Origin of the sequence: Paenibacillus faecalis, from assembly GCF_900289175.1 — a bacterium.
GTDB classification, from domain to species: Bacteria; Bacillota; Bacilli; order Paenibacillales; family Paenibacillaceae; genus Paenibacillus_AQ; species Paenibacillus_AQ faecalis.
This window is the reverse complement of record NZ_LT985747.1, coordinates 260,708-275,028: the sequence shown is the minus strand read 5'-3', so window position 1 is coordinate 275,028 and position 14,321 is coordinate 260,708. Positions and strand designations below refer to the sequence as shown.

Below are 14,321 nucleotides of genomic sequence, written 5' to 3'. Positions count from 1 at the left end.
AGGTGCCTTTTTCCTTCCAAAAAAGTTACTTTTTATGAAAGATTCGATTGTGATTCGCCAAAATCATAGTGAAATGTAATCTGCCGGTAGCGGCGGGCTATGCGTGCGTATGTTAAACAACGATACGCGTGTTGACGGCAGACTGAATTGCCGGGGTTTATGTATGAAGCTGAAGTAACATGACAATTGAACATTCCCAAGGAATGCCTTGGAGGAACCAACGAGGAGGTGAACAGATGGAACCTTTGATCTGGGTCATAATCGTTCTCTTCGTTGCCGCTATATTCTTTGGGTTCGGTTATTTTATTCGCAAAAACCTTGCAGAAGCTAAGATTTCCAGCGCAGAACATGCCGCTGTGCAGATCGTGGAAAACGCGAAGAAGGAAGCGGAAGCGCTGAAGAAAGAAACGGTACTCGAAGCTAAGGATGAAGTATTCAAAGTTCGAGCCGAAGCTGAAAAAGACATTCGCGAGCGTCGAAATGAAATTCAACGACAAGAACGCAGATTGTTGCAAAAGGAAGAATCGCTGGATAAAAAATTAGAATCTTTGGAACGAAAAGAAGAACAAGTGGCGAACAAAGAGAAACGAATTGAAGAAACTCAACAGCAGATTGATGTTATTTACAAAAACCAGGTGTCTGAGCTGGAGCGGATTTCGAATCTGACCATGGAAGATGCCAGAAGCATTATTCTAAACAACGTAGAGCAGGAAGTTCGCCACGAAACCGCGCAGATGATCAAGGAACTCGAGCAGCAGGCTAAGGAAGAGGCAGACAAAAAATCGCGCGAGATTATTACACTTGCCATCCAACGCTGTGCAGCTGATCATGTAGCGGAGACGACGGTTTCCGTAGTGACACTTCCGAACGAAGAAATGAAGGGCCGGATTATTGGTCGTGAAGGTCGTAACATCCGTGCACTTGAAACCCTTACAGGTATTGATCTTATTATCGATGATACACCGGAAGCGGTTATACTTTCAGGTTTCGATCCGATTCGCCGTGAAATTGCTCGTACGGCTTTGGAGAGATTGGTCGCGGACGGACGGATCCATCCGGCTCGTATTGAAGAAATGGTGGAGAAATCCCGTAAGGAAGTGGATGAACGGATTCGCGAGTATGGAGAGCAGGCAACTTTCGAGGTTGGTGTGCATGGTTTGCATCCTGACCTGATCAAGATATTAGGTCGTTTGAAATTCCGTACAAGCTATGGACAAAATGTGCTTAAACATTCCATGGAAGTGGCTTACCTGACAGGCCTTATTGCTGGAGAACTTGGTGAAGACATCACATTGGCGAAACGAGCCGGGTTGTTGCATGATATCGGTAAAGCGCTGGATCACGAAGTGGAAGGGTCGCACGTTGAAATTGGCGTGGAGCTAGCGAAGAAGTACAAAGAACATCCGGTAGTTATCAACAGCATTGCTTCTCACCACGGCGATTGCGAGGCGACTTCTGTTATTGCTATGTTAGTCGGTGCGGCTGACGCATTGTCTGCGGCAAGACCGGGGGCGCGCAGAGAAACGCTGGAGACTTATATTAAGCGTCTCGAGAAACTGGAAGCCATCACCGAGTCATTTGAAGGTGTCGAGAAATCGTATGCTATTCAAGCAGGACGTGAAGTTCGCGTGATGGTACAGCCTGATAAAATTGATGATGCTGAAGCTTTCCGCTTGGCACGTGATATTACCAAGACCATTGAGAATGAACTGGATTACCCTGGACATATCAAAGTCACGGTTATTCGTGAAACCCGAGCGGTTGATTACGCGAAATAAAGTTCCAGATAAAAAGTGGCCGAGTAGCGGCCACTTTTTATAATTTTATATTGAAATTTTTAAGGAATAGAGGGGTTGATGGGCATCAACGTTTTATTTATAGGAGACATTGTTGGCAAGACAGGCCGGAAAGCTCTAAGAGCTTCCTTGCCGGAATTGAAATCCAAATACAATCCACATATCATTGTGGTCAACGGTGAGAATGCAGCTTCGGGACGGGGAATTACATCTGCGATCGCCAATGAGTTTTTCAATTGGGGGATTCATGGGATAACGATGGGAAATCACACTTGGGATAACCGTGATATTTTTGAGTTTATCGATGATGAATCCCGGCTCGTAAGACCCGCTAATCTACCTCCTGGAACCCCAGGACGTGGCTATACGGTAATAAAAGCAAATGGTAAAGAACTCGCGATTGTGAATTTGATGGGCCGGACTTATCTCCCGGCAATTGACTGCCCGTTTCGAGCAGCAGATGAAATTATGGATAAGCTCCGAATGAAGCATAAGCATATATTGGTTGATTTTCATGCTGAAGCTACTTCTGAAAAGATTGCCATGGGCTGGCATTTGGATGGTCGGGCATCTATTGTTGTCGGTACTCATACCCATGTGCAGAGCAATGATGATACGATTCTGCCGAATGGCACAGCTTATTTGACAGATACAGGCATGGTTGGGTCTAAAGAAGGAGTGCTGGGGATGCAGCGCGAAGCGGTTCTGTATAAATTCAAAACTCAGCTTCCGGCCCGTTTTCAAGTTGATGAAGGAAAGTGGCATTTCCATGCGGTTTTTGTACAGCTTGACGATGCGACTGGCAAAGCGAAAAAAATAGAAAAAATCCGTCTTTATGAAGATGAATGGAGAATGGATTAAAATAGCATCTGTAGGTTTAAGAGTAAATAAGGAGGGTTTGGAAAAAAGAAGGAATCTTTTCCCCACTTATGAAATAACATCTAGTAAACGAAAGCAAACCATCACTCAACATTCCCAGGGGAGGTACTTATCATGGAAGTATTAAAAGTTTCAGCTAAATCCAATCCGAATTCAGTTGCAGGAGCGCTGGCTGGAGTTCTCCGCGAACGCGGCGGTGCCGAGCTTCAGGCAATTGGGGCGGGAGCACTGAACCAGGCTGTGAAGGCCGTAGCGATTGCCCGGGGATTTGTAGCACCAAGCGGGGTAGACCTGATCTGCATCCCGGCTTTTACGGATATTGTGATTGATGGAGAGGACCGGACGGCGATTAAATTGATCGTAGAACCTAGATAATTGATGGAGTGTTGAGGGTGAGCCTGTTTACCTGCAAAGTAAACAGGCTTTTTGCTATGGTTTGAATGACAGGGGGATATGCGAATGAAGGTAGTGGATTTTCATTGTGATGTGCTCAGCAAGTTGTGGAAAAACCCGGAGGCTTCTTTTGAACGCTGTCCGGGCTTGGATGTTAATTTGCAGTCTATGGAAAAGGGCGATGTTGTACTGCAGGTGTTCGCAATATTTTTATCAGAGCACTATGGACAGCCCTCATTTGAACGAGTGATAGCTCAATTGGAACTCTTCCGCACCAGACTGATTGAGACAGGGAATCTGCAGTGGTTAAAGTGGCGTGATCAAATCGAGGATGTGCGAAGCGGAAAAAGTCGCTGGGGGCTTCTCTCTCTAGAAGGAGTGGATGGTCTAGAGGGCGATCTGTTTTATGTACGCCTTTGTTATGAGTTTGGCATACGATTCATGGGACTTACCTGGAATCATGTCAACTGGGCTGCGGATGGCGTTATGGAGAAGCGAGGAGGGGGGCTTACGAATAAGGGAAGAGAGATGGTTGAGCTCTGTAATAAACTCGGTATTATTCTGGATGTATCCCATCTATCGGTAGCTGGATTTTGGGAGCTCACAGAGTTGGTTTCCCGTCCTTTCATTGCTTCTCATTCTAATGCCTATGGAGTCTGTCCCCATCCGCGCAACTTGAGTGATGAACAAATTCGCGCAATTGTTGCGATGGATGGTCGAATTGGGTTAACATTTGTACCATGGTTTATCCGTGATGACACGGCATCGGTTCAGCCGGAAGATCTACTACCTCATATTGAACGGGTTTGTTCACTTGGGGGAGAGCGTCATATAATGTTTGGGTCTGATTTTGACGGGATCGATCAGTGGGTTAAAGGGTTGGAGAACCCCGGTAAGTATCAGGAGTGGGGGAACAAGCTGCTGAAGCATTATCCGGAGGAGCTGGTACGGGGTTGGATGTCCGAGAATGCGTTAAATTTTCTTGAACAACATCTGCCTGAACAGCAGGAATCTCGTTCATAAACTATAATAGACCTATGTCAAGAAAATATTTCTTGCCAATTTACCATTAAACCGATAAACTTTATCGTAATTAAACGTTTCCTATTTTTTTGAAAGAAACACCGAATCAGATGCTTTTATATAAAAAAAGGGAGTGGAGAGGTTGATCAGTCAATTATCGTGGAAAATCGGGGGGCAGCAGGGCGAAGGTGTCGAAAGTACGGACCGTATCTTTTCGACAGCTTTAAACCGGCTTGGATATTACCTTTATGGTTATCGGCATTTTTCGTCCCGGATTAAGGGCGGACATACGAATAATAAAATACGGATAAGCACAAAGCCGATCCGGTCGATCGCAGATGATCTGGATATTTTGGTTGCTTTTGATCAAGAAACGATTGATCTGAATGCACATGAGCTTCGCCCGGGCGGTGTTATTGTTGCAGATGCGAAATTTAACCCTGTCATTCCGGACGGTTCCGATATCCGGTTATTTCCTGTGCCTATCACAGCTATAGCGGAGGAGCTTGGAACCTCTCTTATGAAAAATATGGTGGCCTCCGGTGCGTCATGGGCGCTGCTTGGCCTGCCTTTAGATGTGTTCAATCGCGCCGTTGAAGAAGAGTTTGGGCGTAAAGGTGCGGCTGTTGTAGAGAACAACGTGGAGGCCGTTAAACGCGGCTCAGATTATGTGCTGGAGCTTGCAGGCGGTCCGCTGGACGAGTTCAGGTTAAGCCCGGCTGATGGGAAGCAAAAGCTGTTCATGATCGGCAACGATGCGATCGGTCTTGGTGCTGTAGCCGCAGGCTGCCGCTTAATGAGCGCTTATCCGATCACTCCTGCTTCTGAAATTATGGAATATTTGATCAAAAAGCTCCCTCACTTCGGCGGCACTGTCGTTCAAACAGAAGATGAAATTGCTGCAGTCACTATGGCGATTGGTGCCAACTACGCTGGAGTTCGTACAATGACCGCTTCTGCTGGACCGGGACTGTCCCTTATGATGGAAGCGATCGGATTAGCTGGAATGATAGAAACGCCGGTTGTTATTGTTGACACCCAGCGAGGTGGTCCGAGTACGGGATTGCCGACGAAGCAGGAGCAAAGTGATATAAACGCCATGATTCACGGAACACATGGAGAAATACCGAAGATTGTACTTGCACCAAGCACGATTGAAGATTGCTTTTATGATATGGTAGAGGCTTTTAACTTGTCAGAGAAGTATCAGGTTCCGGTTATTGTCGTCACAGATTTGCAGTTGTCTCTTGGCAAGCAGTCATGTGAACTGCTGGATTACGACAAGATTGTCATAGATCGTGGAAATCTTGTGAGCAGCGTGCCGGAGCAAGAAGAGAAGAGTCTGTTCAAGCGATATGAGTTTACGGACAGCGGCATATCACCACGTGTTTTGCCTGGAATGAAACACGGGATTCATCACGTAACCGGTGTTGAACATGATGAAGCGGGAAGACCATCGGAATCGGCAGAAAATCGCAAGAAAATGATGGATAAACGTTTGGGTAAGATGAGTCAGATTAAAATAAGTAATCCGATACGGGTGGATGCTCCATATGAGAAGCCTGATCTTCTAATTATAGGAATGGGGTCCACAGGCGGAACGATCGATCAAGCGCGTGAGCTGCTAGAAAATGAAGGGATTACGACGAACCATATTACCGTACGTTTGCTTCACCCGTTCCCTGCAGATGCAATCAAGCCTTATGTTGATCAGGCAAGACAAGTTATCGTCGTTGAGAATAACGCAACTGCTCAACTCGCGAATCTTGTTAAATTGCATGTTGGCGGCAGTGAGAAGCTTAACAGTGTACTTAAATATGATGGCAATCCGTTTCTTCCGTCTATTATTTATAACGAATACAAAAATGTCTACGTCGACAGCAAGGAGCTGGTATAGATGGCTACGTTTAAAGATTTCCGTAACAATGTCAAACCAAACTGGTGTCCTGGTTGTGGCGACTTTTCCATTCAAGCCGCTATTCAACGGGCTGCAGCGAGCTGTGGACTTACACCGGAGGAACTTGCTGTCATATCGGGAATCGGATGTTCTGGCCGGATATCGGGATACATTCATGCTTATGGACTGCACGGTATTCATGGACGTGCATTGCCGATCGCACAGGGTGTAAAGCTTGCAAACCGCGATTTAACCGTAATCGCAACAGGCGGTGACGGGGACGGGTTTGCGATCGGTATAGGACATACCATTCATGCCATTCGCAGAAACATGAACATTACGTATATCGTGATGGATAACCAAATATATGGACTGACCAAGGGACAAACCTCTCCGCGAAGCGCAGAGGGCTTTGTAACCAAGAGCACCCCGGACGGTGCGATCGAGTCGACTCTATCGCCGTTGGAATTGGCGCTTTCAGCAGGTGCCACTTTTGTCGCTCAGTCTTTCTCAAGTGACATCAAGCAGCTAACGGCATTAATCGAGGCAGGTATCAAGCACGAAGGCTTCTCAATCATCAATGTATTCAGCCCGTGTGTCACGTTCAATAAAATAAATACGTATGAGTGGTTTAAAGAAAATATTGTTAATTTGGAGAGTTTCCCGGATTATGATCCTTCAAACCGGGTCGCTGCCATGACAAAGCTGATGGAAACAGGTGGTATGATTACAGGGTTGATCTATCAGGATCATAGCCGGAAATGCTATGAGGACCAAGTTCCTGGATTCCAAGATACTCCGCTTGCTCATCAGAATCTTCAAATCAGCAGGAAACAATTTGACAATCTTGTAGCAGAATTTAAATAAGTTCGTTTAAGGCAGGCGGAAAACCCGTACTGCCTTTTTATTTTTGGGTAATAGAGAGTATAATAGAAGTTGGCATGTACAGCTATAGAGAAAACAAGGAGTGAGACAGATGAACAAAACTGTACCTGTGGGTGTGTCGGCCCGCCATATTCATTTAACTCAGGAGCATATTGAAACATTGTTTGGACCTGGCTACCAATTGACCGAATTTAAACCGTTGTCCCAACCGGGCCAATTTGCAGCTAACGAAACGGTGGCTGTGATCGGTGCGAAAGGGCAATTCGATAAAGTCAGAATTTTGGGACCTGCTAGACCAGCATCCCAGCTGGAAATTTCCCGTACAGATTCTTTTGCACTTGGTGTAAAAGCGCCGGTTCGTGAATCCGGGAACATTGAAGATACACCGGGCATCACCATTAAAGGTCCTGCTGGTGAAGTTACATTGGACAAGGGTGTGATTGTCGCGGCCCGTCATATCCATTTCCACACCTCCGATGCTGAAAAATGGGGCATTCAAGACAAGCAAATGCTTAAAGTACGTCTTGGCGGAGAGCGCGGTCTTGTACTGGAGAATGTCGTTGCACGTGTTTCTGACAACTTTGCTTTGGATATGCATATTGATACAGACGAAGCGAATGCTGCCGGTGCCAAAACAGGCGATACTGCAGAAATCGTAGGTTAATATTCATTATCGAAAGAGCTGGTTAACAGGGTGAACCTGTTGATTGGCTCTTTTTTTATTTGCCAAGAGTGATGTAGACAAGTATTGTTTACCCATCACTATGCGCAGTAGATTAGGATGAAAGATCATGATATAATTAAGAGCAGTGCCTACAGGATAGAATCAATGAATAACATCGATTATAGCGGAATTTAAGGAGTGACCTAACGTATGTCCAAAGATAAGAAGGACTACTCCAAATATTTTGATTTCTCGGACGCCAAAATTTTGTCTGAGGACGAGAACGGCAAGAGAATCCGGATTCGGGGACGGGAAATCAATATTTTATCGGAGCCTAATCATAGACAAGAAAAGCAGCGCGGTAAACAGGACGTTCAGGTACTGTATAATACCGCTTTACCGGAGGAACTCAAGACGATTGGGAAAGGAAAGTCCTATCTGATATACACTTTTGGATGTCAGATGAATGAGCATGACACTGAGACGATCAAGGGATTGCTGGAGCAAATGGGTTATCAGCCTACGGAAGATCGCAAGGAAGCGGACATCATTTTGTTGAACACTTGCGCCATTCGTGAAAATGCCGAGGATAAAGTGTTTGGTGAGCTGGGTCATTTAAAAGGCTTGAAGACAGAGAAGCCGGACATGCTGTTGGGAGTTTGCGGATGCATGGCCCAGGAAGAAGTTGTTGTAAATCGGATTTTGCAAAAGCATGGGTTTGTCGATCTTGTGTTCGGAACGCATAATATCCACCGTCTTCCACACCTTATCCGTGAAGCTTTGTTCAGTAAGGAAATGGTTGTGGAAGTGTGGTCCAAAGAAGGCGACATTATCGAGAATCTGCCTAAAAAACGGGAAGGGCTTCGCGGTTGGGTTAATATTATGTACGGTTGTGACAAGTTCTGCACCTACTGCATCGTTCCGTTCACCCGAGGTAAGGAGCGCAGCCGCAGACCGGAGGATGTTATATCTGAAGTTCGTGAGCTTGCTCGTCAGGGCTTTAAGGAGATTACGCTCCTTGGCCAGAACGTCAACGCATACGGCAAGGATTTCACGGATATCAAGTACAGCTTTGCTGATTTGATGGATGATATTCATAAGATCGATATTCCGCGAATTCGCTTTACAACTTCCCATCCTCGAGACTTCGATGATCAGTTGATCGAGGTGTTGGCAAAGGGTGGAAATCTGGTAGAGCATATTCACTTGCCTGTACAGTCCGGCAGCACTCAGGTGCTTAAAAAAATGGGACGTAAATATTCGCGTGAAACATACATGGAGCTTGTCCGCAAGATTAAAGCAGCGATTCCGGATGTTGTATTGACGACGGATATTATCGTTGGTTTTCCAGGGGAGACGGACGAACAGTTCGAGGAAACCCTCTCTCTTGTACGTGAAGTAGGTTATGATGCTGCATACACGTTTATTTATTCACCGCGAGAAGGAACACCGGCGGCTGTCATGCAAGACAATGTTTCGATGGAAGTCAAAAGCGAACGGCTTCAGCGTCTGAATGAGACCATCAACGAGTACAGCAAGATGAGCAATGATCGATTGCTCGGTCAGACTGTAGAAGTGTTGGTTGAAGGTGTCAGCAAGAACAATGACGCCATGCTGTCCGGACGGACACGTACGAACAAGCTTGTCCATTTTGAAGGATCGAAAGATCTGATCGGCAGCTTTGTACAAGTAAAAATAACGGACCCGATGACCTGGTACATTAAAGGAGATTTGATTACCGAGCCGCTAAAGGCTTCGGATGCGGTTTAACCAATATACATTTCGATGGATTGGGGCGATGAATTGATGCAGGAGCAGGGTCGTGTAAACAGTCATGGTATGCCAACATTTAATAATCGTGATTTGGTAATACAAAAGGATATCATGTCTAAAGCTGAAGAGCTTGCAGAGTTAATCTCTTCGAGTGAAGAAGTGAAGATGTTTCAGCAGGCGGAAGAGAAGATCCGCCATCATAAGCACGTTCAGGAATTAATTAAGACCATGAAGAAGAAACAGAAGGAAATCGTTGCATTTGAGTCCTTTCAGAATAAAGAAATGGTTGAAAAGATTGAACGTGAAATCGAAGATTTGCAGGATGAACTTGACCAGATCCCGCTCGTTGCAGAGTTCCAGCAGAGTCAAAGTGATATAAATTATTTGCTGCAGCTTGTCGTATCCGTTATACACGACACCGTTTCACAAAAGATAAACGTAGAAACAGGCAAGGATGTACCGCCGAGCAGCTGCGGATAGAAGAGGTGCGGATAAAGATCCGCGCCTTTTCTTCACATCCGGAAAATTTATCGGGTACTATATGCCAGCTCCATACTTTTAAAAGAAACGCTCTTTCATCCTCATGGGGATGCCAAGGCGTTTCTTCTTGTGAAACGCGTCACTTCACAACCCGGTCTCTAATGCAATTGAAAAAAATAACAACAAGCCTTGACATTAAAAATTAATATGTCATAATGATAATATCAAATTGATAATAAATGGTGATGAATATGACGGATAATGAACAGAAACCGAACAGCAGCCAGAAGAAATACAGAACACCGGACGGAATTCCTGCTGATATCGTCATGTTTACGCTGACGAAAAGGGAACGTAAAACCGTAACGAAAACACTTCCGATTCGAGAGCTTAAAGTTATGCTGATTCGGCGTAAATCCTGGCCGTTTGCCGGTATGTGGGCGCTGCCTGGCGGCTTTTGCCGTGAGGATGAATCGATTTATGATGCGGCCAAGCGGGAGCTGAAGGAAGAGACCGGAGTGGACGGTGGACACTTGGAGTTTCTTGGTGTTTACAGCGCTCCTGGACGCGATCCGAGGGGCTGGATCATCAGCCAAGCGTTCTATGCCCTCGTAGAGGAGTGGATGCTTGAACACAGACAGGCTAATGATGATGCAGAAGAGGTGGGGCTGTTTACGATCGAGGAAGCTCTGGAACAATTGGAGCTTGCTTTTGACCACAAAGATATTATTCTGGATGCCTATCGAAAAATTCAGCATCAAATGCTTCAAACGACGATTGCGAAACAGTTTTTACCTGATCATTTTACATTAAGTGAGCTATACCAGGTTATTCAGACGGTTGTCCCAGAATTCAAGGAACCGAATTTCATCCGTAAGATTACTTCCACAAGAAGTCGGCAAGGGATTTTGGAGGAAGTACGGGATGAAAACGGGAAACCGCTTAGTTCCAATCAGTATTCCCAGCGTCCTGCCCAGCTGTACCGCTTTACAGATCATACCCCACTGCTTTCGATTTATACCTGATGGTATCTTGTTTTTGACCAAATTCAAAGGGAGTGTTCAGTATGAAGGCGTTGCTTGTTGTTGATTTCACGAATGATTTTGTTGATGGCAATCTTCCTGTGGGTGATCCGGCAATAGAGATTCAGCATACTGTAGCGGAGCTGACCAAGCAATTTGCTGATCGGGGGGATTTTGTCGTGATGGCAGTAGACCTGCATGAAGAAAGCGATCTTTATCACCCTGAGCGGAACCTGTTTCCTCCTCACAACATTAGACACTCACGCGGACGTGAGCTGTATGGTGAGCTTAAGGATGTTTATGAGTCACGTAAGGACGTTATTTACTGGATGGATAAAACACGTTATAGCGCGTTTTGCGGAACCGATCTTGATCTTAAACTGCGGGAGCGGGGAGTATCCGAGGTTCATTTGATTGGCGTATGTACCGATATTTGTGTACTGCATACGGCCATTGACGCATATAACCGGGGCTATGCAATCAAGATATATGAAGATGGGGTTGCCAGCTTTAATCCAGAAGGTCATAAATGGGCACTCAGCCACTTTAAAAATAGTCTGGGTGCGGATGTTGTTAAAAGCACAGATTAATGATTAGTTAGAGCATTCGAAAGGACGGCCGAATGCAAGAGGAGGAACGAGAATGATGACAGCAGGACTGGCGCTGCATACTGACAAATATCAGATCAATATGATGTATGCACACTGGATTAATGGTTCCCATCAAACCAAAGCAGTATTTGAAGCCTATTTTCGCAAGCTGCCCTTTGGCAACGGTTATGCCGTTTTTGCAGGCCTTGAACGAATTGTAAATTATATCGAGAGACTTCAATTTACAGAAGATGATATAAATTATCTTTCCAAGCAGGAAGAGAACTATGACAAGGCTTTCCTGGATGAACTGCGTCGTTTTCGGTTCAAAGGAAGCATTTATGCTATGCAAGAAGGAGCGCTTGTATTTCCGAACGAGCCCCTAATCATTGTAGAGGGTACGATATTTGAAACCCAGCTTGTGGAAACAGCAATCCTTAATTTTATGAATTTTCAGACGCTGATCGCAACAAAGGCTTCCCGAATTCGTCAGGTAGCGGGTGAAGATATTTTACTTGAGTTTGGTACGCGCCGGGCTCAAGAGGCAGATGCTGCCGTGTGGGGAGCGAGAGCAGCTTATATAGCCGGCTTTCATGCAACGTCTAATATGCTTGCAGGGGAAAGATTTGGTATCCCGACGAAGGGAACTCATGCACACTCCTGGGTTCAAACGTTTCGCAGTGAGCAGGAAGCATTTGATATTTTTGCTAAGGTGTTGCCGGACCAGGTTACTCTTCTGGTTGATACCTATGATACTTTAGGCAGCGGTGTTCCCCATGCTATAGAGACAGCGAAAAAACTAGAAGCCCAAGGCAAAAGAATGAACGCCATTCGGCTCGACAGCGGGGACTTGGCTTACTTGTCTATTAAGGCACGTAAAATGTTGGATGATGCTGGATTGGACTACGTTCAGATTGTAGCATCGAATGATCTGGATGAAAGTACAATTCTCGATCTTAAGGCACAGGGAGCGCGAATCGATACATGGGGCGTAGGGACGCAGTTAATTACCGCTGCAGACCAGCCAGCGCTTGGCGGAGTGTATAAGTTGGTGGAACGCGAAGTGGACGGTGTTATGGTACCGACCATCAAAATCTCCGGAAACCCGGAAAAGGTAACGACTCCAGGGAAGAAAAAGGTATATCGCATCGTTTCCAAGGGAAGCGGTAAAGCGATTGCTGATTATATCTGCTTCCCAGAAGAGAAGATGCCGCCGGAAAACGGAAAATTGAAGCTGTTTAATCCGATTCATCCTTATATGCGTAAAAATGTACGTAATTTTGACGCTATTTCTATGCTCGCTCCTATTTACGAGAATGGAGAGCTCGTTTATCAGCTTCCAACCTTGGAAGAAATCCGGACTTATCATAACAGTCAGCTGTTGCAGTTTTGGCCGGAATATTTAAGAAAGCTCAATCCCGAAATCTATCGGGTTAACCTTAGTGAAGCTCTTTGGGATATGAAGCAAAAGCTTATTGCCGAGTATATGGAAGAGCATCAAGAAGAAAACCACGATGAGTAATAATTGATTTATGAGAGGTGCAATGCTAGACTTGATGTAAATACTTTCCTGCTACCGTATAAAGCGGAGCTTGCCGAAAACCTCGGTGGGCTCCGCTTTTTTTCTTGATGGATGTGTTATCTCTCCATTAAAAAGAAGTCTACTGGCAGGAATGAGTCTTTTTTACTAGAATTAGGACTAGGTATATAAAACTATTAATAAACAATATGCGTAGGACTGCCGCAATTTTACTATACTAGAAACCTATATTGGATGCTTTTGGAATTTTAAGAATGAGTTACTTTTGCGCGTCTGCTGTTGCTTAAGAGTAATCTCATAACACCCGTTATAGATTTATTCAGAGGAGTGAAAGGGGGGATGCGATTGACTACGGTATTAAGTAAGGTGGGGCCATTCTGGCTTTGTTTTATAAGGATTTAGAAACAGTAATCGATAAAGGAATAAAAAGGAGCGAAAAAAATGAAACAATTTATACTTTCATTGTTGATCAGTGCGGTTGCAGTATCGAGCTTTGGAGCCGTAGATGTTCAGGCAGCCGCACCAGCTCAAGTTGAGGTTTTATTGAATGCAAAAAAGCTGAAATTCCCAGATGCTAAGCCGTTCCAGGATAAGCAAGGAAGTGTTATGGTACCGATCCGATTCATATCGGAAGCGCTCGGAGGAAAGGTAAGCTATAACAAATCTGGCGGAAAAACGACCGTTCAGGTGAAGAAAGGAGACAATATTGTTCAAATGACGGTTGGCCAGACAACTGCTCTAGTGAACGGAAAACCGAAAAACTATGGCACAAAAATCATGTTGAAACAAAACCGTACCTTTGTGCCGCTGCGCTTGGTCAGTGAGGGGCTTGGTGAAAAAGTAAAGTGGGACAAGATCGGGCGGTGGGTCTGGATCGGGGATAAGAATTTCAGGAATACGGACGATGCTCAATTTAAGCTTCAACCGCTAAGTAAGTTTAAGGCGTATACGAAAGAGAAAGTTTTTTTTGAAAATCTAAAAGGTACACCCTTTAAAGGCGTTAAGGTAATTAATGCAAACCAATTGCCAATTAAATTAGGAAATGGTGAGATTATTTATGACATAAAGCTTGTTAATGATAATGGAATTGACTATATTGCTATCCGAAGCTCACAACGTGGTACACCGATTTTTTTCATGGTAAAGAATGATTTTGTAAAGTATCGAACCGGTGTAGATAACGCCTTCGAAAATCATAAGGACGGAACGGCGACGAATTATTATCCAGTTAAAAGTACATCGGATGTATTTCAAAATGGAAATTATGTTGAGAACTATGATTGGACTACATTTCAACTCAAGAAAGCTGACTATATAGCCTTTAGTACACATAAGGTAGAAGATTATCTTGTGGCGATGGTTAATCCCTTTAAATAAGG

General features: G+C 44.9%; 13 protein-coding genes. All 13 read left to right on the top strand.

Annotated elements, in window-relative coordinates; translation table 11 throughout:
- The first annotated feature begins 236 nt into the window (after nt 1-236).
- The 13 genes from rny (at nt 237) to C8268_RS01240 (ending at nt 14,319) form a co-directional block, all read left to right on the top strand.
- A complete protein-coding gene (gene rny / locus C8268_RS01300; protein WP_106765999.1) occupies nt 237-1,778 on the top strand; it encodes a ribonuclease Y in 1,542 nt (513 codons plus the stop codon).
- An 84-nt stretch (nt 1,779-1,862) separates the two neighbouring features.
- Nucleotides 1,863-2,657, top strand: a complete 795-nt coding sequence (locus C8268_RS01295) for a TIGR00282 family metallophosphoesterase (RefSeq protein WP_199794900.1) — start codon at nt 1,863-1,865, stop codon at nt 2,655-2,657.
- Between the two features lie 132 nt (nt 2,658-2,789).
- The gene (locus C8268_RS01290) at nt 2,790-3,050 is read left to right on the top strand and encodes a stage V sporulation protein S (protein ID WP_054956146.1); all 261 of its coding nucleotides are present in this window, start codon (nt 2,790-2,792) and stop codon (nt 3,048-3,050) included.
- A gap of 84 nt (nt 3,051-3,134) precedes the next feature.
- On the top strand, nt 3,135-4,091 hold the full coding sequence (locus C8268_RS01285; RefSeq protein ID WP_106765997.1) for a dipeptidase: 957 nt from the start codon (nt 3,135-3,137) through the stop codon (nt 4,089-4,091).
- A 142-nt stretch (nt 4,092-4,233) separates the two neighbouring features.
- On the top strand, nt 4,234-5,988 hold the full coding sequence (locus tag C8268_RS01280) for a 2-oxoacid:acceptor oxidoreductase subunit alpha (protein WP_106765996.1): 1,755 nt from the start codon (nt 4,234-4,236) through the stop codon (nt 5,986-5,988).
- Nucleotides 5,989-6,855 carry a 2-oxoacid:ferredoxin oxidoreductase subunit beta gene (locus tag C8268_RS01275; protein ID WP_106765995.1) on the top strand — a complete coding sequence of 289 codons (867 nt, stop codon included), beginning with the start codon at nt 5,989-5,991 and terminating at the stop codon, nt 6,853-6,855.
- A 109-nt stretch (nt 6,856-6,964) separates the two neighbouring features.
- A complete protein-coding gene (gene pduL, locus C8268_RS01270) occupies nt 6,965-7,537 on the top strand; it encodes a phosphate propanoyltransferase (protein ID WP_106765994.1) in 573 nt (190 codons plus the stop codon).
- A gap of 210 nt (nt 7,538-7,747) precedes the next feature.
- Nucleotides 7,748-9,307 carry a tRNA (N6-isopentenyl adenosine(37)-C2)-methylthiotransferase MiaB gene (miaB, locus tag C8268_RS01265; protein ID WP_106765993.1) on the top strand — a complete coding sequence of 520 codons (1,560 nt, stop codon included), beginning with the start codon at nt 7,748-7,750 and terminating at the stop codon, nt 9,305-9,307.
- 36 nt (nt 9,308-9,343) lie between these two features.
- Nucleotides 9,344-9,790: a YlbF/YmcA family competence regulator gene (locus tag C8268_RS01260; protein ID WP_106765992.1), complete on the top strand. Its 447-nt coding sequence runs from the start codon at nt 9,344-9,346 to the stop codon at nt 9,788-9,790.
- A 239-nt stretch (nt 9,791-10,029) separates the two neighbouring features.
- Nucleotides 10,030-10,815 carry an NUDIX domain-containing protein gene (locus tag C8268_RS01255; RefSeq protein ID WP_106765991.1) on the top strand — a complete coding sequence of 262 codons (786 nt, stop codon included), beginning with the start codon at nt 10,030-10,032 and terminating at the stop codon, nt 10,813-10,815.
- A gap of 41 nt (nt 10,816-10,856) precedes the next feature.
- The gene (locus C8268_RS01250; protein WP_106765990.1) at nt 10,857-11,402 is read left to right on the top strand and encodes a cysteine hydrolase family protein; all 546 of its coding nucleotides are present in this window, start codon (nt 10,857-10,859) and stop codon (nt 11,400-11,402) included.
- A gap of 52 nt (nt 11,403-11,454) precedes the next feature.
- Nucleotides 11,455-12,924: a nicotinate phosphoribosyltransferase gene (locus C8268_RS01245; RefSeq protein WP_106765989.1), complete on the top strand. Its 1,470-nt coding sequence runs from the start codon at nt 11,455-11,457 to the stop codon at nt 12,922-12,924.
- 459 nt (nt 12,925-13,383) lie between these two features.
- Complete coding sequence (locus tag C8268_RS01240) at nt 13,384-14,319, top strand: copper amine oxidase N-terminal domain-containing protein (RefSeq protein WP_106765988.1); 936 nt, start codon at nt 13,384-13,386, stop codon at nt 14,317-14,319.
- Nucleotides 14,320-14,321: the final 2 nt, after the last annotated feature.